Origin of the sequence: Streptomyces monticola, assembly GCF_042665355.1 — a bacterium.
Taxonomy (GTDB): domain Bacteria; phylum Actinomycetota; class Actinomycetes; order Streptomycetales; family Streptomycetaceae; genus Streptomyces; species Streptomyces monticola.
On record NZ_JBHTCF010000008.1, the window covers coordinates 87,536 to 108,624 of the forward strand.

A 21,089-nucleotide genomic window follows, 5' to 3' on the forward strand; every position below is an offset into this window, starting at 1 on the left:
GGATCCAGGGGCGGTGCAACGTGTTCTCATCTCGCCTTCGCGTTGCTACGGTGCCCCAGCCCTGACGCCATATCAGGTCGCCGTGACGGCAGGCCTGTTGACCCCTGGGAGGCCGAGCGTGCGTGCCCTGATCTCCGCCGGCATCGGCCTTGTCGCCGCACTCGCCCTGGTCTTCGCCATCACGGCGGTGGGTGCCCCACCGGGCGAGACCTCGCCCAAGCCGCTGCTCACCCAAATCCCCGAGCACCCGTAAGGGAGGGCCGCGCCGATGCGCCGCAAGGCCAGCCTGATCCTTCTCGCCTTCGCCGTGTTCTTCACGGCACTCTCCCCGCTCATGCGCTTCTACGCCTTCCCGCGCCTGGCGAAGATCCCGCCGAGCCAGTACCAGAACATGGTCCTTGAGGCCAAGCCGCTGACGCTCGTCGACTACGGCACGATGTCGCCCAAGAAGGTCTCCAAGCTCTCCATCGTGCAGACCCTCAAGGGCAACGTCGAGGAGGCCAAGAAGATCAAGGAGCGCACGGGCCGCGATGTCGTCGTCTGGGACGCCCTGTCGTACGCGGAGGGCCCCGACGGCAAGATGGTCACCAAGATTCCCGAGCGCTATGTCTTCGACGCACACTCCCAGGAGCCGGTGAACGTGCCCGGGGAGCACGCCGACGGCCACAAGGTCAAGCGTGAGGGCATCGAGTTCAAGTGGCCCTTCCTGACCGAGAAGCGGGACTACACCTACTTCGACGCCCGCTCGCGCACCTCCGCGCCCATCCACTACAAGGGCACGCAGGACTTCCGCGGCGTCGAGGTCTACTACTTCGAGCAGACCATCCCCTGGGTGAAGGTCGACTACCCCTCCAATATGCCGATCAAGGGCATCACCGCGAAGACGGCCGCGCAGAGCGGCACGGAGATGTGGTACACGACCGTCCGCAAGTTCTGGGTCGAGCCGGTCACCGGCGCACCCGTCTACGGTGAGGAGATCCACAAGGAGGAGATGCGCGGCGGCAATCTCGTGCCCGAGGGCAAGGAGAAGGTCACCGTCTTCGACGGGCACGTCAAGATGCGCGAGGACTTCATCAAGTCGACCGTCGACCTCGTCTCGTCCCAGCGCACCCTCGTCCTGCTCATGACCTCGTATCTCCCGTGGGGCTTCCTCGGCCTGGGCGCTGCCCTGCTGACCCTGTCCCTGATCCTGGAGGCCCGCAGCCGCAGGCCCGGCGGCCCGGACGACGACACCGACACCGAGCCCGCACCCGACCCGGAACCGGTCAACGCCTGAGCCGCGCGTACGGTCAGCGCTTCAGCCGCGCGTTGGTGTGCCGGGTCGGCGCCGCCGTCGCCGGGTCCTCAGGCCACGGATGCCTGGGGTAGCGGCCGCGCAACTCGGCGCGCACGCCGCGGTAGCCGTCCCGCCAGAACGACTCCAGGTCGGCGGTGACCGCGGCGGGGCGCCCGGCGGGGGACAGCAGATGCACCACGACCGGCACCCCGGCGATCTCCGGGGTCCGGGCGAGGCCGAACATCTCCTGCAACTTCACGGCGAGCACCGGCTGTTCGGGGTCGGAGTAGTCGACCCGGATACGGGAACCGCTGGGCACCGCAAGCCGCTCGGGCGCCAGCTCGTCGAGCCGGGCCGCCTCGCCGCCCGCCCAGGGCAGCAGCCGGTTGAGGCACTGGCCCGCGTCGATCCCGGCGAGCGCCGAGCGCCGCCGCGCCTTCGACAGCTCCGGCTCCAGCCATTCGTCCACGCGCGCGTGCAGCGCGCTTTCCGATACGTCGGGCCAGGGCGCCCCCAGCCGCAGATGCAGAAACGCAAGCCGCTGCCGCAACTCCACCGCGTCACGGGACCACTTGAGCAGCCCCGTGCCCTCCTGCCGCAACCCGGTGAGCAACGCCTCGCGCACCAGTCGTGGACCGGGATCCTTGAGCGGACGTACCGCCAACTCCACCGCCCCCAGGCGCTCCACGCGCCGCGCGACCACATCGCCGTCGGCCCAGCCGACCTCGTCGCCGGAGCGGTGCAGGGGGCGGGCCGCGCGCAGCGCCGTGTCCTCGTCGATGACCGCACCGAGCCGCACGCGCGCGTGGGCCGCGCCCACGGGACGGTCCGCCACCGCCACCGCGAGCCAGGGCGCGTTGTGCAAGGGCGATCCGGCGGAGACTTCGGCGGCCGTGCCGGACACCATGAGGAACGCGCCCGCGCCACGCGTGCGTGCGACCCGTTCCGGGAAGGCGAGGGAGGCGATGAGCCCCGCCACGTGATCGTCCCTCTTGCCCGTGGCCTTCCCCGGGGAGGTGCCGCTCTTGCGGCCCGAGTCGCCCGCGTCCACGGCCGACGTCAGCCGCCGTACTTCCTGGCGCCACCGCGCCCCGTACGCGTCGTTCCCGCGCCGCGCGGCCCGTAGCGCCGCCGTCAGGTCGTCGCCGTAGTCGCGCGGCGGCTCCTCGCTCAGGAGGGCCACGACCTCGGCCGCGGGCCGCGCACCGGCCTCCGCGGCGCCGTCGAGCAGGGCCCGCGCGAGCCGCGGGTGCACCCCGGCACCGGCCATCCGCTTGCCACGTGCGGTGACCCGGCCGGTGTCCGCGTCCACGGCTCCCAGGGCGGCGAGCACTTCCCGCGCGGCGGCCAGCGCCCCGGCGGGCGGGGCGTCCAGGAGAGCGAGCCCGGCAGCGTCCGGATCGCCCCAGCAGGCGGCCTGCAGGGCGAACGCCGCCAGGTCGGCCACCTTGATCTCCGGCGCGGGGAACCGGGGGAGGCGGCCGTCCTCCGCCTCCGCCCAGCAGCGGTAGACGGCGCCCGGCGCCTCGCGTCCCGCGCGCCCGGCCCGCTGGCGCCCCGCGGCCTGCGAGGCCCGCACCGTGGTCAGGGCGCTGAGCCCGCGCGCATGGTCCGTACGCGGCTCCCGCGCGAGGCCGGAGTCCACCACCACCCGCACCCCCGGCACCGTCAGGGACGACTCGGCCACCGACGTGGCGAGCACGACGCGCCGCCGCTGCCCGGGCGCGAGCACCGCGTCCTGCACCGCCGCCGGGGCCCGTCCGTGCACCTGCAGTACGTCCACGCCGCCCAGATCGCCCAACTGCCCTGCCACGCGGGCGATTTCCCCGACGCCCGGCAGGAAGCACAGCACGTCCCCGTCATGCTCGGACAGGGCCCTGCGCACCACCGACGCCACATGGGACAGCAGCGCCGGATCCACGCGCATGCCGTGCGGCGGCCGCACCGGACGCGCGGGCGGCGCCCACACCACCTCGACCGGGTGCGCGACGCCCTGCGCCTCGACGACGGGCGCGTCGCCGAGGAGCCGCGCCCACCCTTCGGCGTCGGTCGTCGCGGAGGCGGCCACCAGCTGCAGCTCGGGGCGGAGCGCGGCCCGCACGTCCAGGAGGAAGGCGGCCACGGTGTCCGCGTCGAGATGACGCTCATGACACTCGTCGAGTACGACCACGTCGACGCCGGCCAACTCCTGGTCCCGCTGCAGCCGTTGAAGCAGCACCCCTGTGGTGACCACCTCCACGCGCGTGTGCGGCCCGACGACGCGCTCCCCGCGCACCGTGAACCCCACGCTCCCGCCGGCCTTCTCACCGAGCAGCCACGCCATCCGCCGGGCCGCCGCACGGGCCGCGATCCGCCGCGGCTCGGCGACGACGACGCGGCGTGCCGGGCCGTCGCCGACGAGGCCCGCGAGCACCAGCGGCACCAGCGTCGTCTTGCCGGTGCCGGGCGGCGCGCACAGCACGGCCGCGCCGTGGCCTTCCAGGGCGGTACGAAGGGCGGGCACGGCGCCGCGTACGGGCAGCTGCTCCAGGACGTCGCTACGGATCACACCCCCAGTCTCCCGGACCCCCGGCCCACGTCCCCCGGTCGGCCCCGCCCGGTGGGCACCCGCCGCGGCGTCGGCAACTGTGGGTGCATGCCAGGCCGCAGACCGACGCCCCTCATGCTCGCCCTCGCCGCCACCCTCCTGTGCCTGCTCGGCACCAGCACTCCGGCCCCCGCCGCCCCGCAGGCCTTGCCGTCCCGCACGGACACCGCCGCGCAGGATCTGGCGTCCCGCACGGACACCGCCGCGCAGGATCTGGCGTCCCGCACGGACACCGCCGCGCAGGATCGGGCGTCGCGGACGGACACCGGCCCGCAGCCCCCGCCGCCCCGGTCGGGCACCGCCCCGCAGGACCTGGCGTCCCGCACGGACACCGCCCCGCAGCCCCCGCCCTTCTGGGCGGATCCGCAGGCCGACGCCGCGCGTCAGGTCGCCGCCTGGCGGGCCGAGGGGAGGGCGGCCGATGCCGAGCTGCTCGCCGAGCGGATCGCGCGGCACCCGACCGCGACCTGGCTCGCCGACCCCGACCCGGTGGCGCCCATCCGCCGCGCGGTGCGGGGCGCCGCCGCACGCGGCCAGACCGTCGTCCTCGTCGCGTACCGCGTCCCGCACCGCGACTGCGGTCTGTACTCGGCGGGCGGGGCGCGCGACGCGGCGGACTACCGGCGCTGGATCGACCGGTTCGCGGACGCGATCGGCGACGCCCCCGCCCTGGTCGTCCTGGAGCCGGACGCGGTGCCGCACATCCTCGACGGCTGCACACCGCCCGAGCACCACGCGGAGCGCTACCGACTCCTCTCAGAGGCGATCGCACGCCTCAAGAAGCAGCCGCGCACCACGGTCTACCTGGACGCCGGGCACCCCGCCTTCGTGACCGAGCCCTGGCGCCTGGTGCCGCCCCTGATGCGGGCGGGCATCGCGAAGGCGGACGGCTTCGCGCAGAACGTCTCCAACTTCCACACCACCAAGGACGTCCTCGCCTACGGCGCCCGCCTGGGCGAACTCCTCGGCGGCAAGCACTTCGTGCTCGACACCAGCCGCAACGGCAGCGGCCCGCCCGACTTCCGCGAGGCCCTGGCCTGGTGCAACCCGCCGGGCCGCACCCTGGGCGCGGCCCCCACCCGCAGCACGGGCCATCCCCTCGCCGACGCCTACCTGTGGGTCAAGCACCCGGGCGACTCCGACGGAGAGTGCCGCGGCGGGCCCCAGGCAGGGCACTGGTGGCCCGAGTACGCCCTGGACCTCGCGCGCCGATCGTGAGCGTCAGTCCCGTTCGCACACGAAGATCGCCGTACCCGGGATCAGGCTCCCGCGCAGCGGCGACCAGCCGCCCCACTCCTGGCTGTTCCACTGCGGCCACTCCGGCTCGACCAGGTCGACCAGGCGGAAGCCGCCGGCCACCACGTCACGGACCCGGTCACCGACCGTCCTGTGGTGCTCGACGTAGACCGCGTTCCCCTCGTCGTCCTGCTCCACATAAGGAGTGCGGTCGAAGTACGAGGCGGACACCGACAGTCCCTCGGGTCCCGGTTCGTCCGGGAAGGCCCAGCGGATCGGGTGCGTGACGGAGAAGACGAAACGGCCGCCGGGGCGCAGCACGCGGCGCACCTCGCGCAGCACGAGCACCGGGTCGGCGACGAAGGGCAGCGCCCCATAGGCGGAGCAGGCCAGGTCGAAGGAGCCGTCGGCGAAGGGCAGTGCGCCGGCGTCGGCCTGCACGAGGGGCGGCGGCGCGGCCGCGCGCAGTTCGTCGATCCGCAGGGCGTGCTGGAGCTGGCGGTGCGAGAGGTCGAGGGCGACGGGCTGCGCGCCCTGGGCGGCCAGCCAGCGTGAGCACTGTGCGGCGCCGGCGCCGATCTCCAGGACGCTCAGGCCCTTCAGCTCGTCGGCGGGGCCGAGCAGCTCCGCCTCGACCTCGTCCAGGCCCTCGGGACCCCATACGAAGCGGTCGTCGCCGAGGAACGTGCCGTGCTCGCCCTGGTACTCGTCGGCATTCCGGTCCCACCAGCCGCGGTTGGCGCGACTGCTCTCGGTGACATCGGCGTCACGCCGGGTGGCCTCGGGCTCGGGGGCTCCGGGCGGCTCTTGCTCTTGGATGATCCGCTCCCTCGTCGTACTCTTCCGTCGAACTTGCCGCCGCGGAGCGCCAATGGGGCCGCGTTGGCCTCGTGCGACAGTTCTTGTGCCGGGTATGCGGCGATCCGCCCCGGGTGTGCGCCTTCGCGCATTGACCCTGCCCGGCAGCCCCCGTATGCTACAAGTTGCGCTGGCGGCCTGCGCTCCTCAGACAGAGCAGGGTGCGCTCGCATCTGTTGTATGTCCCCTCGGTTGTCGAGGCGATTCCGTTTTTCCTCTGGGAAATCTCTGGTGGGAAAAGCGCGCCTCCTGACTGTCCGGCTTCTTCAGGGCGAAATGGGCTCTCGGCGTAGCAGTACCTACGACTTCAATGTCCGTACCGGAGCCCTTTCCCACATGACGAGCAGCACCGAGACCACCGCCACCACGCCGCAGGTAGCGGTCAACGACATCGGTAACGAGGAAGCCTTCCTCGCCGCGATCGACGAGACGATCAAGTACTTCAACGACGGCGACATCGTCGACGGCGTCATCGTGAAGGTCGACCGGGACGAGGTCCTGCTCGACATCGGTTACAAGACCGAAGGTGTCATCCCGAGCCGCGAGCTCTCGATCAAGCACGACGTCGACCCGAACGAGGTCGTGGCCGTCGGCGACGAGATCGAGGCCCTGGTTCTCCAGAAGGAGGACAAGGAAGGCCGCCTGATCCTCTCGAAGAAGCGCGCTCAGTACGAGCGTGCCTGGGGCACCATCGAGAAGATCAAGGAAGAGGACGGCATCGTCACCGGTACCGTCATCGAGGTCGTCAAGGGTGGACTCATCCTCGACATCGGCCTCCGTGGCTTCCTGCCGGCTTCCCTCGTCGAGATGCGCCGCGTCCGCGACCTCCAGCCGTACGTCGGCAAGGAGCTCGAGGCGAAGATCATCGAGCTGGACAAGAACCGCAACAACGTGGTCCTGTCCCGCCGCGCCTGGCTCGAGCAGACCCAGTCCGAGGTCCGCCAGACGTTCCTCACCACCCTGCAGAAGGGCCAGGTCCGCTCCGGCGTCGTCTCCTCGATCGTCAACTTCGGTGCGTTCGTGGACCTGGGTGGCGTCGACGGTCTCGTCCACGTCTCCGAGCTGTCCTGGAAGCACATCGACCACCCGTCCGAGGTTGTCGAGGTCGGTCAGGAAGTCACCGTCGAGGTTCTCGACGTGGACATGGACCGCGAGCGCGTCTCCCTGTCGCTCAAGGCGACCCAGGAAGACCCGTGGCAGCAGTTCGCCCGGACCCACCAGATCGGTCAGGTCGTCCCGGGTAAGGTCACCAAGCTCGTTCCGTTCGGTGCGTTCGTCCGCGTCGACGAGGGCATCGAGGGCCTGGTCCACATCTCCGAGCTGGCCGAGCGCCACGTGGAGATCCCGGAGCAGGTCGTCCAGGTCAACGACGAGATCTTCGTCAAGGTCATCGACATCGACCTCGAGCGCCGTCGCATCAGCCTCTCGCTGAAGCAGGCCAACGAGGCCTTCGGTGCCGACCCGTCCACGGTCGAGTTCGACCCGACCCTGTACGGCATGGCCGCGTCCTACGACGACCAGGGCAACTACATCTACCCCGAGGGCTTCGACCCCGAGACCAACGACTGGCTCGAGGGCTACGAGACCCAGCGCGAGGCCTGGGAGACCCAGTACGCCGAGGCGCAGACGCGCTTCGAGCAGCACCAGGCTCAGGTCATCAAGTCCCGCGAGGCCGACGCCCAGGCCGAGGCCGAGGGTGCTGCGGCTCCCGCGGCGACCGGCGCCCCGGCCGGCGGCAGCGGTGGCCAGGGTGGCGGCGGCGGTTCGTACTCCTCGGAGACGGCCGACAACTCCGGCGCGCTTGCCTCGGACGAGGCGCTTGCCGCGCTGCGCGAGAAGCTCGCGGGTGGCCAGAGCTGAAGCTCTAGCCGCTGGCTAGCTTCGTTCGCTGGCTGACAGGCGGGCCCGTACCCCTTGTGGGGTGCGGGCCCGCCTTTGCGTTTGCCTGTGGGCGCCACGCCCCTGCGAGAAGAGGGCAGGCGGCTACGGCGTGACCGGGATGTTGGTCAGGCCCTTGCCCGCTGTCACTGTGTTGCTCGCGTAGACCGTCGTGGGGCAAGTGGGGGTGTGGTTGGTCGCGTTGATGGCCAGCTGCTTGGGGCCCGTGGCGCCGGTCAGATCCGAGGTGTTGCCGCGGAAGACCGTGCCGCAGCCCCAGCCGGGCTGCTGAGTGCGGGTCTCGTAGCCGTTGTTGGTGGTGCGGGTGCCCTTGTTGTTCTCCACGAGGACGTCGTTGCCTTTGATGTCGACCCAGGAGTCGTCGTAGTTCGCTCCGGTCAGGCCGCTCCCGTCGAAGGTGTTGCCGACGATGCGGGCTCCGGTCGTGCCTTCCTTGATGTCGATGTTCTCGCCGCCGACGCCGGGGCCGATGGTGTTGCCGGTGATCTGGACCCGGTCGCTCTTGTCGGTAAGGGTGTTGGCACTGCCGACGTAGACGCCCTCGCCCATGCCGCGGCCGTCGTTGCCGGTGTCGTGGATCCGTGAGTTCTTGATGATCCCGTCGGCCGACGACTTGCGGAAGTGGACGCCCTCCATGTCCAGGCCGTGGACCGTGACCCCGTCGACGACGACGCCCCGCGCCGCGTCGATCATGATGCCCTTCTGGCCGCCGGTCACCGTGATGCCCTGCACGGTCCAGTACGCGGCTCCGTCGAGGTGCAGACCGTAGCCGCCGCCTGCCGTGAGGACCGCCTTCGAGGTGCCGGTGAGGGTGATCCGGGCGTCGGAGCGGGCCGCTGTCGTGGTCTTGAAGTTCCCCGTGTACGTGCCGTCGGCGAGGCGGATCGTATCGCCGGCGCGGGCCGCGGTGAGGGCCGACTTGAGCTGTGCGGCGGTGGAGACGTCGATGACGGCTTCGGCGGCGGCGGACGGAGCGGCCAGGGCGGGGGCGGCCGTCGCGGCGGATAAGGCGAGCAGGGGGAGGAGAGGGAGGAGCGGCAGAAGCAGGGGCCGGGGGCGCATGTGGAGTTCTCCTATCTGAATGGTGAGTGTGTTCATGAACGTGCACTGCTTGGGGGAACGCAGGAAAGGGGCATGTGCGCGTCAAGGTCTGGACCAGGACGCGAGGCGTGCGGAGAGGGAAACGTGGCAGATACACGAGTAACTCACGGGCCGTAACAGGCAGTTGTGAGGATCCCCGGATCGTCCAAGATCAGGAGGGGATCCGGGTATGGCCCACCACACCACGAGCCGCCGCGCGTTTCTGCGCAACGTAGGGATCACCGGTGGCGCGGGCGCGATGTTCGCCACCATGGGCGCCCTCGGGCTCGCCCCCACCGCGCAGGCCACGAGCCGCGAAGCCGCCTTCAGGGCGCCGCAGGGGAGCGATTTCACGCTGACGGGGCGCGGGGCCGCCAAGGTGGTGATCGTCGGCGGTGGCATCGCCGGGCTCGCCACGGCGTACGAACTCGGCAAGGCCGGCTACGACTGCACGGTCCTGGAGGCCAGAGGGCGCACCGGTGGCCGTAACTTCACGGTGCGGTCCGGGGATTCGACCGTCGACAGCTACGGCAACCGGCAGACCGCGCGCTTCAGCGACGGGCAGTACATGAACGCCGGTCCTGGCCGGATCCCGCAGTGGATGGTCACGATGGACTACTGCCGCGAACTCGGCGTCCCCCTGGAGGTGTTCACGAATACGAACGCCAACGCCTATGTCTTCAACGAGAAGGCGGGCATGAAGGCCCCCGTCCGCTACCGCACCGCCAAGGCCGACGTCTACGGCTATGTCTCCGAACTCCTCGCCAAGGCAACCGACTCGGGCGCCCTCGACAAGGCGCTGACCGGCGAGGACCAGGACCGTCTGATGGAGTTCCTCAAGGACTTCGGCGACCTGGGGGACAAGCTCTCCTACGACGGCAGCGAGCGCCGCGGCTTCACCGTCGACCCGGCCGCCGCCGGTACGCCGGGTGTCCCTCTCGGCGCGGTGCCCACTGCCTCCGAGGTGTTCGCGAGCGGCGTCGGGCGCTACTTCTCCTTCGAGTTCGGCTACGACCAGGCCATGCTGATGTTCCAGCCCGTCGGCGGCATGGACCGGATACCGGTGGCCCTCACCAAGGCCGTGGGCGGACAGCGGATACGTACGGGCGCCGCCGTCACCGAGATCACCGACCGGGCGGACGGGGTCTCCGTCACCTACACGCACGGCGGCCGCACCCGCACCCTGGACGCCGACTACTGCGTCGCGGCGCTGCCGCCCAACATCCTCGCCAAGACCCCCCACAACCTCGGCCCCGCCGTGCAGAGCGCCCTGGAGGCGTGCAAGCCGTCCTCGGCCGGGAAGATCGGCCTGGAGTACCGGAGCCGCTGGTGGGAGCGCGACCACCGGATCTACGGCGGCATCACCGAGACCGATATGGACCTCGCCCACATCTGGTATCCGTCCTACGGCTTCCACGGCGAGCGCGGCCTTGTCATCGGCTACTACAACTACGACCGGCAGGCCGACGCGTACGCGAAGCTCACCCCGCGCGAGCGCGAGGCGCGGGCCGTTGCCCAAGGCGTGAAGATCAACGGCGAGAAGTACCGCAGCGAGCTCGCCTCCTCCTTCTCCCACCACTGGCGCCAGACGCCCTATCTGGAGGCCGCCTGGCACTCCATGGAGGGCGGGCCCGACGCCGCCGTGTTCGCGCCGCTCAACAAGGCCGCGGGCCGGGTCTACTTCGCGGGCGACCATCTCAGCCACACCGACGCCTGGCAGCACGGGGCGTTCACCTCCGCGCGCAAGGCCGTCACGGCCCTGCACGCGCGCGTTCTGGCGGGGTGAGAGCGCCCCATGAGTCTCCAGTGACCCTGCACGCGCATGTGGAGACCGCTTTAGGAGCGCTTGAGTCGACACTGGCAAGGTGCTGACAGCGGGCGCGGGCGGGAATGCCCGCGCCCTGTGGCGCGTTCTGGAGTACGAACACGAGGAGGAGCGGTCACTGTGCTTGATCCCCAGGGTTTGTACACATGGGAGCCGAAGGGCCTCGCGGTCGTCGACATGGCGCTCGCGCAGGAGTCGGCGGGACTCGTCATGCTTTACCACTTCGACGGGTACATCGACGCGGGCGAGACCGGCGACCAGATCGTCGAGAAGCTGCTCGACACGCTCCCCGGACAGGTCGTCGCGCGCTTCGACCACGACCGTCTGATCGACTACCGGGCCCGGCGCCCGCTGCTCACCTTCGAGCGCGACCGCTGGACCGACTACGAAGTACCCGCACTGGAGGTCCGCCTCCTGCAGGACACCACCGGAGCGCCCTTCCTGGTGCTCTCCGGGCCCGAGCCCGACGTGGAGTGGGAGCGCTTCGCCGCCGCCGTGCAGCAGATCGTCGAGCGGCTCGGCGTCCGCCTCGCGGTGAACTTCCACGGCATCCCCATGGGCGTGCCCCACACCAGGCCCGTGGGCCTGACGCCGCACGGCAACCGCAGCGACCTGGTGCCCGGACACCGCAGCCCCTTCGACGAGGCACAGGTCCCCGGCAGCGCCGAGGCGCTCGTCGAGTACCGCCTGATGCAGAACGGCCATGACGTCCTCGGCGTCGCCGCGCACGTGCCGCACTACATCGCGCGCTCCGCCTACCCGGACGCGGCCCTGACCGTCCTCGAGTCGGTCACCTCGGCCACCGGCCTGGTGCTGCCGTCCGTCGCGCACTCGCTGCGCACCGAGGCACACCGCACCCAGACCGAGATCGACCGGCAGATCCGCGAGGGCGACGAGGAACTGGTCTCCATGGTCCAGGGACTTGAGCACCAGTACGACGCGGCGGCCGGCTCGGAGACCCGGGGCAACATGCTCGCCGAACCCGTCGAGATCCCGTCCGCGGACGAGATCGGCCGGGAGTTCGAGCGGTTCCTCGCGGAGCGCGAGGGCGACATCTGAGCGGAGTGGGAGAGCGACGCCCGAGCGGGGCGGGCGGGCACAGCACCTTCCGTGTCTCTGCTCACTCTCTGCCCATGGTTCTGCCCATACCTCTGTACGGCGCACCTGTCCCGATCTATATGCTGCCCGCATGCTGAAGGTGGGACTGACCGGCGGAATCGGCTCCGGCAAGAGCGAAGTGTCGCGGCTCCTGGACTCCTACGGCGCGGTCGTGGTCGATGCCGACCGGATCGCACGGGAGGTCGTGGAGCCCGGAACTCCGGGTCTGGCGGCGGTCGTTGAGGCCTTCGGCGAGGAGATCCTGGCCCCGGACGGCACGCTGGACCGGCCCCGGCTCGGTTCCATCGTCTTCGCCGACCCGGACAGGCTCGCCGTGCTCAACGGCATCGTGCACCCCCTGGTGGGCGCGCGTTCCGCCGAGCTCGAGGCCGCCGCCGGGCAGGACGCCGTCGTCGTGCACGACGTGCCGCTGCTCGCGGAGAACAGCCTGGCGCCGCTGTACGACCTGGTGATCGTCGTCGACGCCGCCCCCGCCACCCAGCTGGACCGCCTGGTGCGGCTGCGCGGGATGACCGAAGAGGACGCGCGGGCCAGGATGGCGGCGCAGGCCACCCGCGAGAAGCGCCTGGAGATCGCCGACATCGTGATCGACAACGACGGCCCGCTCGACGCGCTCGCCCCGCAGGTGCGCGCCGTATGGGAGGACCTCGCGCAGCGGGCAGCGGCGGCGGGCGCCTGAGGGGGCGGGGCGTGGTCGTCCTCGCGGCGGTCACCGCCTTCGGCGGCCTGGTCGCGGTGCTCGCCGGCGGCTACGGCCTGACCAGGACCCGGCGTATCACCGCGTCGGGGCAGGCCGTACTGGCCCTGGTCAAACCCCCGCAGCCGGGCTCCGACCGGCCGCTGCTGCAGTTCGAGACGGCCGACGGACGCGTCATAGAGGTGGTCTCACCGGTGCCGCGCACCCGGCGCAGGCCGCTGGCCGACGGCCGTGAGGTGCTGCTCGCGTACGACGCCGACGACCCGCGCGAAGTCGTGCTGCTCGGCAGCGAACGGATCCGCCTCGACCAGGGCTTCATGGTGGCGGGCGCGGCGCTCGTGCTGCTCGGCGCGGTGCTTGGGATTGTGTTGCCGTAGCGGTCACTTGTCGCCATGCGGTCGGCTCACGTGCCGTCGCGCAGTTCCGCGCGCCCCTATGGGGCGCACTCAGCCTTGGGGAACAGCTCAGCTCGCGTCGTCGAAGCGGGCCGCCGCGAGGTACTCGGGGTTCGGGTCGAGTGCGGCGGCGAGCCGGAAGTGCCGGCGGGCCTGGTCCGGCCGGTTGGCGCGTTCGTAGGTGCGCGCCAGGGCGAAGTGGGCGAAGGCGTTGTCGGGTTCGCGCTCCAGGACGATGGAGAACTCCAGCTCGGCGGGGCGCAGTTGGGCCGCGGCGAAGAAGGCGCGGGCGCGCAGGAGGCGGGCCGCAGTGTTCTCCGGGTGGGCGGCGATCACCTCGTCGAGCAGCTTCACCGCACCGCGCGGGTCGCGGGCGGCGAGCAGCTGCTCGGCCGCCCGGAAGTCGATGACATGGGTTTCCGGATTACGTCCGCCGCTGGTTCGGCCATTGCTTTCGGGCACGACTGCTTCCTTCCCTTACTGCCCGCCTTCAACGCGGCCACCAGCGCCGCTATTCCGCCCCCGCGCCGCGCCCCGGTCCGCCGCGGTCCGGTGCGCCGCGGCGCGGTCCGCCGCGGTCCGGTTCGTACGGCGGGATGTCGCGGCCCGGCTGGTAGTGCGGGCCCTGGCGGATGTGGCGCAGGATCATCACCAGGTCGACGGTCACGATCAGCCACAGCACGCCACACGCGGCCGCCCACCCCGGGCGGCCCGCCAGGGCGAAGGCGATGGTGCCGACCGCCGCCCAGACCAGGCCCCACAGGCTGAGCCAGAACCGCATCCGGAGGGGACTGCGCGCTGTCACCGGTTCACTGCCCGTGCGCATCACCGCTCACCTCCCGGATACCGGGATGCACCTCCAGGATGCACCCGTCAGTGCCGGAACGGCCCCCTCACTTCGTACGTCACCCCGCCCGAGCCCGTTGTCTCGCCGCTGCTGCCGCGCTGCGACGAGAAGTACAGACGGCTGCCGTCGGGGGAGAAGGCCGGGCCGGTGATCTCCGACTCCGGGTGGCCCTCGATCCGCAGCACCGGGGCCACGGCGCCGTCACGGGTGATGATGTTGATCTCCATGTTGCCGCCGTCCTCGGCGACGTAGAGGTCCCCGGCGGTGGTGCCCGTGATGTTGTCCACGCCGTCGAGGGTGCCGCCACCGCCGTAGAGCGCCGTCACCGTCTGCGAGGCCGTGTGGTAAGCCCACACCTTCTTGTCGCCCTTCGCGGTGAAGTAGCACACGCCGCCCGCGTAATGGCAGCCCTCGCCGCCGTCGAAGTGGCGGGCGGCATCGACCTGGTGGCGGGTCTGGGTGAGCGGCGCCGAGGGGTTCGGGACGGGGCGCCACTCCACCGCGTCGCCGCCCTTCGCGCACAGCACGTCGAGCCGGCCGCGGGAGAGATCGCCCCACACGTCGGGCGTGAAGCGGTAGAAGCAGCCGTCCTCCTCGTCCTCGGTGAGATAGACGACGCGGTGGTCCGGGTCGCAGGCGGCGGCCTCGTGCTTGAAGCGGCCCATCGCGTGACGGGCGACGGCGGACCTGTTGCCGTAGGGGTCGGTCTCGAAGACCCGGCCGCGGTAGATCTCCTCGCAGGACAGCCAGGTGTGCCAAGGGGTGGCGCCGCCCGCGCAGTTGAGGTTGGTGCCGGACAGGATGCGGTACGCGCGGTCGACGGAGCCGTCCGCGCGGAACCGGATCGAGGACGCGCCGCCGACCAGGGGGAGTTCGGAGTTCGATACGTAGATCCAGCCGGCGCCGTCCGGGTAGCAGGCGCCGCCGTCGGGCGCCGAGTGCCAGAGCGAGCCGCCGACGGACCGCAGGGACCGGGCGACCACCCGGCTGCTGAAACCGGACGGCAGGGCCACCCCGTTGGCGTCGGCGGCGAGCAGCGGGCCGTAAGGGCTCTCGGCCGCGGTGGCGGCGGGCAGGGCGGCGGCGGCTTCGTGCCACAGCGCGCCGGAGAAGGCGACCGCCGAGGCGCCCGCGGTGACCGAGCGGAGGAAGGTGCGGCGGTGCAGGGGCATGAACTACTCCTGTTCATGGGCTTGTTCATGGGCCTGCTCATGGGCTTGCTCATGGGCCTGTTCGGGGAGAGGGGTGCGGGGTGGTCGGGGCGGGTCCGGGGCCGGGCCCGCCCCCTGGCGTGTGCTGCCGGTCCAGCCGCCGGTTCAGCTGCGGGCTCAGCCGCCGGTGAGATGCGCGGCGATGATCCGCGCGTAGTTCTCCTCGCCCGCCTGGTTGGGGTGCAGGGGTGCGGCGGGGGCGGTCGGGACGTAGCCTTCGACCCACTTCGCCGACGGGGCCTGGCAGGCGTCGTGGCCCTTGCTCGGCCCGGCGAGATCGATGTACTCGGCGCCGTGTGCGGCCGACTGGGCGGCGAGCACGCCGTTGAGGCGGTTCACGTTGGCCTGCAGATAGTCCGCGTCGACATTGAGGACCGGCTGGTACGGGAAGCAGCCGCCGGGCTTGATGTAGAGGCCGTAACCCGCCACGAGGATCCGGGCCTTGGGCGCCTTGGCGCGGATCGCGTCCAGGACGGCGGCCACCTTGGGGGCGACCGCGTCGACGCGCTGCGCGACCTGGTCGACGCCGCCCTCGGTGTACTTCTCCTTGCAGGGTGTGGCGTTCGGGTCGACCGTCATACAGCTCTGCGCGATCCCGACGAGCCCGGCGTCGTTGCCGCCGATGGTGAGGGTGACCAGGGTGGTGCCTGCGCTCAGGGCGTTCAGCTGCGGGGGCGCCTCGCCCATGGGGATACCGCCGAGCGACAGCTTCTGCGGCTCGAACATGTCCTTGGTGTCGGCGCCGGAGCAGGTCACGTCGCGCAGGGCGGCGACGTCGAGGCGGCCGGCGAGTTCATGCGGGTAGTTGTTGGTGGAGCGGCCGCAGGCCAGGGGGCCGGTCGGCAGCGGGATGAGCGGGCCCGACGCCATGGAGTCGCCGAGAGCGACATACGCCTCGCCGGCGGTGGCGGTGGCGGTCGAGGCGGAGGGGGGCGCGGCCGAGGCGGGTGCGGGGGCGGTGGCGAAGGTGAGGGCCAGGGCCGCGAGGGCGGCGCCCCCGGCGACGTACGACCGTCCGGCCCTCGCGGAGCGCCTTCCGGCCGAGGCGTACGGACTTCTGGCTGAGCGGCATTTCCCGGTGCGGTTCGAGGAGTTCACGGTGGCTCCCGACGTCGTGGAATGTCCGCCGGTCACTATGCAGATTCCCGCGCCGCTCTTTAACTGGTGGGTAACGCAGACTTACCGGGGGAGCGTTGTGACGCATGACAAAGTGCGGGGAGACGGGGAGATCCGGATCGGCGGGCGGCCCGCCGCCGCGTATCTGCGGGCCCGCGTGCCCGGCCTCGCCCGCCGTGTCCTGACCCGGCTCCGCGCCGAACTCCCGGTCTACGCCGAGCTTCCCGTCGAGGAACTCACCGGTGACATCGCCGACATCGTGCAGCACAACCTGCGCCTCTTCGCCGATGTCATCGAGCACCGCAGGCCCGCCACCGACCGTGAACTCGACCGGCAGCGCGACTCGGCGGCCCAACGCGCCGAGGAGGGCGTGCCGTTGGACGCCATTCTCACCGCGTACCAGATCGGTACGGCCCTGTGCTGGCAGGAGATGGCGTCCGGGGCCCGCCCCGAGGAGCTGGCCGATGTGCAGGAGGCCGTCAGGCACATCATGGAACTGCAGCGGCAGTTGACCTCCGCCGTCAGCGGCGCCTATCTGGAGGCCCGGCAGATTCTCGACAGCCAGGAGCACGGCGGCCGGCACGCACTGCTCGCCGCGCTTCTCGCCGGGGAGCCCGCCGAGCTCAGACCGGCGGGCCCGCTGCCGGCCGCGCTGTATGTCGCGATGACCCTGGAGCTCGGGCCGCACCCGGACGAGACGATGACCGGGCCCGGCGCGTCCATCGCCGCGCGGCGCAAGATCCGCCGGGTGCGGTCCGTGCTCGACCGCCACACCGGCGAACCGGCCCTGACCGCGCTCGACAGCTCCGGCGGCACCGTGCTGCTGCCCGTCACCGCGGAGCCCGCGTGGCCCGAGCTGTGCGCACTGGTCGGGGCCGCCCAGGAGTCGGCGGGTGTGCCGGTCCTCGCGGCGGCGGCCGTGGTCCCGCCCGGTGAGGTGCCGGAGGCGGTCGCGCGCAACGCGGAGATCGTCGACCTGGTGCGGTGTACGGGGCGCGCGCCCGGCCTGTACCGGCTCGCCGACGTACTCCTCGACTACCAGCTCAGCCGCCCCAGTGCGGCCCTCGGCCAACTCGCCGGTCTGCTCGGCCCGTTGGCGGCCAAGCCGGATCTGCTGCGCACGCTGGAGACGTTCCTCGCGTACGGACTCGACCGGCGCGCCACTGCCGCGGCGCTGCACCTGCACCCCAATACGGTCGACTACCGGATCCGCCGCATCACGCGGCTCACCGGTCTGTCGCCCTCGCGTCCGCCGGACCTGCAGCACATCGGGGCGGCGCTGGTGGCACGCCGGGCCCTGGCCGGGCGTTCAGCGGGCACAGCGGCGGGCGCAGCGGTAGGCACGGCGGCGGGCGCAGCGCGTTCAGCGGGGGCCGGGCGTTCATCCGGGGAGGGAAGGGAGACAGATGGATCTTGAGGCGGGGTTTGTGGAGGCCGACGAGCTGGCCGGCGTACTGCTCGACCTGGCCGTGCCGCACGAGGACGTCAACGCGCTGGTGGCGGGGCGCGACCAGCTGCTCGACGACCCGGCGCGGCGCGCACTGCTCGGGCGCCGCCTGCGGGAGCTGACGCGGGACATCGGCGAGATCGGCAAGGGGCCCGAACGCGGCTTCCTGGGCGAGGAGACAGGTGTGCCGGGTGTATCGGGTGTCCCGGCCCCGGAGGCGGCACGGCAGGACTGGCGCTTTCCCGTGTACGTCTTCGTCGCGGCGCTGCCGCACATCCGCGCGTACCACCGGGCCCGGGGAGTGCCCGACGACGTCGCGCGCCGCACCCTGGCCGACCTCGGCCGGCAGATGGCCGTGCACCGCAGGCGTCACGGGCACGGCGGGCTGCTCGGGCCGCGCTGGCTGTCCCTGCACTTCCGCGGTGAGCTCTACCAGCTGGGGCGGCTGCAGTTCCAGCGCGCCCGGCTCGACGAGCCCACCGGCGCGGCGGTCGCGGCCGCCGGATATCCCGCCGGGCCCGGCGACGGCGTCCTCAATCTGCATATCGCCGACTTCAGCGGACCCCTGTCGCCCGAGGCCTGTGACCGCTCCCTCGCCCTCGCCCGGGAGTTCTTCGCCCGGCACTATCCCGAGGAGACCTACGCCGTCGCGGAGTGCCGCTCCTGGCTCCTGGACGGCCAGTTGGCCGCGTATCTGCGGAAGGACGCCCATATCGTCCGCTTCCAGGACCGGTTCAGGCCCATAAGCCACGGTCACGCCGAACCCGAGGACGCCGTGCCGGTGGACTTCGTCTTCGGCGACCCGGGCCTTCCGGTCGCGGGGCTGCCGCGGCGCACCTCCCTGGAGCGGGCCGTCGGTGACCATCTGCGGGGCGGCGGGCACTGGTATGTGCGCCATGGCTGGTTCCCGCTGTGAAGGATTTGCGGAGGCCGGATTCGACCACGTGAACCCGGGGGATGCGGCCCCAACAGCGTTGGCGCGGCATGCTCCTGACAGAGTGTCGAATCCGTGCCACGCTGCCGGTGCAGGCATCAGCTCCGCACCTTCGTACCTCCGCACCTCGTAGTTCCGCGCGGGTCCCGCGCGGCCGTCGTATAAGGAGAACGCAGCGTGAGACACGGCCTTCGAATACCCCACCGCGCCCTGGGCGCGCTGGCCGCGACCGGCGCTCTGGTCGCCGGGATGCTGCTGCAGACCGGGTCCGCATCCGCGGCCCCTTCGGTGGAGGACTTCTGGACGCCCGAGCGGATGCGCGCGGCCGAGCCGCTCGACGTCCTGCCCGTGCAGCCGGACGACCTGGCCGACGTCAAGAAGGGCGCCGAGCTGCTCGTGCCGCCGACCGGGGCGCCGGGCACCAAGGCGTTCCCGCAGAAGGGCGGCGCGTGGACCGGTGGCGGCAAGGTCGCAAGCACGGCCGGCCGGGTCTTCTTCACCTATCAGGGCCGCCAGGCCTCCTGTTCCGGCAACGCCGTCACCAGCGCCAACAAGTCCACGGTCCTCACGGCCGGGCACTGCGTGAAGATGGACGGCGCCTGGCACACCAACTGGGTGTTCGTGCCCGGCTACAAGGACGGGCAGGCCCCGCACGGCAAGTGGACCGCGGCCAAGACCCTGTCCACGCCGCAGTGGACGGCCAGCGAGGACATCAACTACGACGTCGGCGCCGCGGTCGTGAACCCGCTGGACGGCAAGAAGCTCACGGACGCCGTGGGCGCCCAGGGCGTGGCCTTCAACTCCGGCTACAACAAGAAGATGTACGCCTTCGGCTGGCCGGCCGCCGACCCGTACGACGGCACGAAGCAGATCTACTGCAGCGGGAACTCCATCCGTGACTTCCTGCTCTCCACGGACCACGGCCTGTCCTGCGACATGACCGGCGGCTCCAGTGGCGGCCCCTGGTTCCAGGACTTCAACGAGTCCACCGGCACCGGCCTGCAGACCTCGGTGAACAGCTTCGGCTACACCTTCCTGCCGGGCTATATGTTCGGGCCCTACTTCGGGAACGACGCGAAGAACCTGTACGACAAGGCGCAGGCGAGCTGATCGGCCCTTTGAACCGCCCCTGCAGGGGAACTCCCCTGCGGGGGCGGTTCGTTGGTGCTGCACGGGCGAAGCGATGCGTGAGGGGTGGAAAAGGGATGCGTGAGGGGTACGCGGGCACGGGACCGGGAGCCATCACCCCGGACGGCTGCGCGGTCGATCTGTACGCACGCCTGAGGCCCGGTGACGAGCCGGAGGTGATCGCAGGCGCGGTGCCGCCGGGAGCGCACATACTCGAGCTGGGCAGCGGGGCGGGGCGGCTGACGCGACCTCTCGTCGAGCGCGGCTTCACGGTGACCGCCGTCGACGAATCAGCGGAGATGCTCGCGCATGTCGAGGCCATGGGCGCGACGGTGCGTACGGTCCGCAGCCCCATCGAGAGCCTCGACCTCGGCGAGACCTTCGACGTCGTCCTGCTCGCCTCCTTCCTCGTGCACAGCCCCGAGCACAGCGTGCGTGACGGCATGCTGCGGGCCTGCCGCAGCCATGTGAAGGACGACGGCTGTGTCCTGATCCAGCGCGAGGGCGCCGACTACCACACGAACCTGCCCCGCGAGCGCGTCGACCCGGCCGGGTACACGGTGCGCATCGAGTCGGCCACCCCGGTCGGCGACGGGGTGAACTCGGTGCACGCGCGGTACATCTGGCCGGACGCGACCTGGACCCAGACCTTCCTCGCACGGGTGCTGAGCAAGGAGGAGTTCGAGGGGCATCTCACGCGGGCGGGCCTCGCGGTGGACCGCTATCTGACCGATGACGGAATCTGGGTGCGGGCCAGGCCCGTCACATGACCTTTGCGGGCCCGGCCCAACGCCTGACCGCTGCGGGGCGGCGCGAGATTCTCCGTGCAATTCCGCGCGCACGCCGATGAGTTCGGGCACCGCGCCCGGTCTACCTCTGTGACAGCACACGCACCGTCCACTTGAGGAGACCGCCATGTCCGAGGCCATCTTCGCCACTGCCGCCGCCCCTTCCACCACCACCGCCTCCGCCGCCGACCGCGTCGACGCCGGCGCCCCGGTGCGTGGCCGGGGTGTCACGATCGGGCTGCGCGTTCTGCGGGTCCTGTTCGCGCTCTTCTACGGCTGGGCGGGCGTGCCCAAGGTCATCGGTGACGCCGCCTCGCGGCAGGGCTTCCGCGAGATGGGGTTCGCGGACTGGTCGATGCATGTCATCGGCGGTCTCGAAGTGCTCGGCGCCATCGCTCTGCTGATCCCGCTGCTGTCCGGGATCTCGGCCCTCGCCTTCAGTGCCCTGATGGTCGGCGCCTCCCTCTCGGTGCTGACCACGATGGGCGGAGCCGCGGCGCTGATGCCGCTGCTCCTGATCGTGCCGCTCGCCGGTATCGCCAGGGCGCAGCGTAGGGAAACCGCCAAGTTCGTGAAGCTCCTGCGGCAGGCGGTCCGGCGGGCGTAGCCGGGGTGCCCGGGGTGTGATAGCTACTTGACGTGTCGT

At 71.6% G+C, this 21,089-nt stretch carries 20 protein-coding genes; 13 read left to right on the forward strand and 7 right to left on the reverse strand.

Translation table 11 applies throughout. From position 1 onward, the window contains the following. Positions 1–118 precede the first annotated feature (118 nt). Positions 119–253: an SPW_0924 family protein gene (locus ACFQVC_RS19990; protein WP_381831858.1), complete on the forward strand. Its 135-nt coding sequence runs from the start codon at positions 119–121 to the stop codon at positions 251–253. 15 nt (positions 254–268) lie between these two features. Continuing rightward, a complete protein-coding gene (pgfA, locus tag ACFQVC_RS19995) occupies positions 269–1,276 on the forward strand; it encodes a cell envelope lipid trafficking protein PgfA (RefSeq protein WP_381831859.1) in 1,008 nt (335 codons plus the stop codon). 13 nt (positions 1,277–1,289) lie between these two features. Here the strand turns inward: pgfA and hrpB are convergent, their stop codons facing one another. After that, a complete protein-coding gene (hrpB, locus tag ACFQVC_RS20000; RefSeq protein WP_381831861.1) occupies positions 1,290–3,824 on the reverse strand; it encodes an ATP-dependent helicase HrpB in 2,535 nt (844 codons plus the stop codon). Between the two features lie 87 nt (positions 3,825–3,911). Here hrpB and ACFQVC_RS20005 point away from each other — a divergent pair, with 87 nt between their 5' ends. Beyond that, positions 3,912–5,081 (forward strand): glycoside hydrolase family 6 protein, encoded by a 1,170-nt coding sequence (locus ACFQVC_RS20005; protein WP_381831862.1) that lies wholly within the window; start codon positions 3,912–3,914, stop codon positions 5,079–5,081. Between the two features lie 3 nt (positions 5,082–5,084). Here ACFQVC_RS20005 and ACFQVC_RS20010 read toward each other — a convergent pair whose 3' ends face one another. Then, complete coding sequence (locus tag ACFQVC_RS20010) at positions 5,085–5,972, reverse strand: class I SAM-dependent methyltransferase (protein WP_381832373.1); 888 nt, start codon at positions 5,970–5,972, stop codon at positions 5,085–5,087. 321 nt (positions 5,973–6,293) lie between these two features. Between ACFQVC_RS20010 and rpsA the strand changes: the two genes are divergently transcribed. After that, positions 6,294–7,817: a 30S ribosomal protein S1 gene (gene rpsA, locus ACFQVC_RS20015; protein ID WP_381831863.1), complete on the forward strand. Its 1,524-nt coding sequence runs from the start codon at positions 6,294–6,296 to the stop codon at positions 7,815–7,817. Between the two features lie 123 nt (positions 7,818–7,940). On the opposite strand, the gene ACFQVC_RS20020 is transcribed toward rpsA, so the two are convergent. Continuing rightward, on the reverse strand, positions 7,941–8,918 hold the full coding sequence (locus ACFQVC_RS20020; RefSeq protein ID WP_381831864.1) for a right-handed parallel beta-helix repeat-containing protein: 978 nt from the start codon (positions 8,916–8,918) through the stop codon (positions 7,941–7,943). Between the two features lie 277 nt (positions 8,919–9,195). On the opposite strand from ACFQVC_RS20020, the gene ACFQVC_RS20025 reads away from it, so the two are divergent. The 4 genes from ACFQVC_RS20025 to ACFQVC_RS20040 all read left to right on the forward strand — a co-directional run bounded on the left by ACFQVC_RS20025 (position 9,196) and on the right by ACFQVC_RS20040 (position 12,954). Continuing rightward, complete coding sequence (locus ACFQVC_RS20025; protein ID WP_381832375.1) at positions 9,196–10,722, forward strand: flavin monoamine oxidase family protein; 1,527 nt, start codon at positions 9,196–9,198, stop codon at positions 10,720–10,722. 159 nt (positions 10,723–10,881) lie between these two features. Next, positions 10,882–11,820, forward strand: coding sequence for a PAC2 family protein (locus tag ACFQVC_RS20030; protein WP_381831865.1), 939 nt, complete (start codon positions 10,882–10,884; stop codon positions 11,818–11,820). 130 nt (positions 11,821–11,950) lie between these two features. Next, the gene (gene coaE, locus ACFQVC_RS20035; RefSeq protein WP_381831866.1) at positions 11,951–12,559 is read left to right on the forward strand and encodes a dephospho-CoA kinase; all 609 of its coding nucleotides are present in this window, start codon (positions 11,951–11,953) and stop codon (positions 12,557–12,559) included. Positions 12,560–12,570: 11 nt separating this feature from the next. Continuing rightward, positions 12,571–12,954, forward strand: coding sequence for a DUF3592 domain-containing protein (locus ACFQVC_RS20040; protein WP_381831868.1), 384 nt, complete (start codon positions 12,571–12,573; stop codon positions 12,952–12,954). Positions 12,955–13,041: 87 nt separating this feature from the next. Here the strand turns inward: ACFQVC_RS20040 and ACFQVC_RS20045 are convergent, their stop codons facing one another. From ACFQVC_RS20045 to ACFQVC_RS20060, 4 genes are all read right to left on the reverse strand, one after another. Next, positions 13,042–13,434, reverse strand: coding sequence for a tetratricopeptide repeat protein (locus tag ACFQVC_RS20045; RefSeq protein ID WP_381831870.1), 393 nt, complete (start codon positions 13,432–13,434; stop codon positions 13,042–13,044). A gap of 49 nt (positions 13,435–13,483) precedes the next feature. Further along, on the reverse strand, positions 13,484–13,798 hold the full coding sequence (locus ACFQVC_RS20050) for a DUF6343 family protein (protein WP_381831872.1): 315 nt from the start codon (positions 13,796–13,798) through the stop codon (positions 13,484–13,486). 47 nt (positions 13,799–13,845) lie between these two features. Then, positions 13,846–14,985 carry an alkaline phosphatase PhoX gene (locus ACFQVC_RS20055; RefSeq protein ID WP_381832378.1) on the reverse strand — a complete coding sequence of 380 codons (1,140 nt, stop codon included), beginning with the start codon at positions 14,983–14,985 and terminating at the stop codon, positions 13,846–13,848. 162 nt (positions 14,986–15,147) lie between these two features. After that, positions 15,148–16,128 carry an SGNH/GDSL hydrolase family protein gene (locus tag ACFQVC_RS20060; RefSeq protein ID WP_381831874.1) on the reverse strand — a complete coding sequence of 327 codons (981 nt, stop codon included), beginning with the start codon at positions 16,126–16,128 and terminating at the stop codon, positions 15,148–15,150. Positions 16,129–16,258: 130 nt separating this feature from the next. Between ACFQVC_RS20060 and ACFQVC_RS20065 the strand changes: the two genes are divergently transcribed. The 5 genes from ACFQVC_RS20065 (at position 16,259) to ACFQVC_RS20085 (ending at position 21,050) form a co-directional block, all read left to right on the forward strand. Continuing rightward, entirely contained in the window at positions 16,259–17,563 is a 1,305-nt protein-coding gene (locus ACFQVC_RS20065) for a PucR family transcriptional regulator (protein ID WP_381832381.1), read from the forward strand. Beyond that, positions 17,553–18,509, forward strand: a complete 957-nt coding sequence (locus ACFQVC_RS20070; RefSeq protein ID WP_381831876.1) for an acyltransferase domain-containing protein — start codon at positions 17,553–17,555, stop codon at positions 18,507–18,509. Before ACFQVC_RS20065 ends, ACFQVC_RS20070 begins: the two co-directional genes overlap by 11 nt. Before the next feature lie 267 nt (positions 18,510–18,776). Continuing rightward, positions 18,777–19,637 carry a trypsin-like serine peptidase gene (locus tag ACFQVC_RS20075; protein ID WP_381832384.1) on the forward strand — a complete coding sequence of 287 codons (861 nt, stop codon included), beginning with the start codon at positions 18,777–18,779 and terminating at the stop codon, positions 19,635–19,637. A 95-nt stretch (positions 19,638–19,732) separates the two neighbouring features. Beyond that, complete coding sequence (locus ACFQVC_RS20080; protein ID WP_381831878.1) at positions 19,733–20,425, forward strand: class I SAM-dependent methyltransferase; 693 nt, start codon at positions 19,733–19,735, stop codon at positions 20,423–20,425. Between the two features lie 145 nt (positions 20,426–20,570). Then, a complete protein-coding gene (locus ACFQVC_RS20085; protein ID WP_381831879.1) occupies positions 20,571–21,050 on the forward strand; it encodes a DoxX family protein in 480 nt (159 codons plus the stop codon). Positions 21,051–21,089: the final 39 nt, after the last annotated feature.

Excerpts from the sequence above, each read along its gene's own strand:
- pgfA (WP_381831859.1), top strand. The coding sequence starts at position 269 with ATGCGCCGCAAGGCCAGCCTGATCCTTCTCGCCTTCGCCGTGTTCTTC.
- ACFQVC_RS20005 (WP_381831862.1), top strand. The coding sequence starts at position 3,912 with ATGCCAGGCCGCAGACCGACGCCCCTCATGCTCGCCCTCGCCGCCACC.
- rpsA (WP_381831863.1), top strand. The coding sequence starts at position 6,294 with ATGACGAGCAGCACCGAGACCACCGCCACCACGCCGCAGGTAGCGGTC.
- ACFQVC_RS20020 (WP_381831864.1), bottom strand. The coding sequence starts at position 8,918 with ATGCGCCCCCGGCCCCTGCTTCTGCCGCTCCTCCCTCTCCTCCCCCTG.
- ACFQVC_RS20025 (WP_381832375.1), top strand. The coding sequence starts at position 9,196 with ATGTTCGCCACCATGGGCGCCCTCGGGCTCGCCCCCACCGCGCAGGCC.
- coaE (WP_381831866.1), top strand. The coding sequence starts at position 11,951 with ATGCTGAAGGTGGGACTGACCGGCGGAATCGGCTCCGGCAAGAGCGAA.
- ACFQVC_RS20050 (WP_381831872.1), bottom strand. The coding sequence starts at position 13,798 with ATGCGCACGGGCAGTGAACCGGTGACAGCGCGCAGTCCCCTCCGGATG.
- ACFQVC_RS20070 (WP_381831876.1), top strand. The coding sequence starts at position 17,553 with ATGGATCTTGAGGCGGGGTTTGTGGAGGCCGACGAGCTGGCCGGCGTA.
- ACFQVC_RS20075 (WP_381832384.1), top strand. The coding sequence starts at position 18,777 with ATGCTGCTGCAGACCGGGTCCGCATCCGCGGCCCCTTCGGTGGAGGAC.
- ACFQVC_RS20080 (WP_381831878.1), top strand. The coding sequence starts at position 19,733 with ATGCGTGAGGGGTACGCGGGCACGGGACCGGGAGCCATCACCCCGGAC.
- ACFQVC_RS20085 (WP_381831879.1), top strand. The coding sequence starts at position 20,571 with ATGTCCGAGGCCATCTTCGCCACTGCCGCCGCCCCTTCCACCACCACC.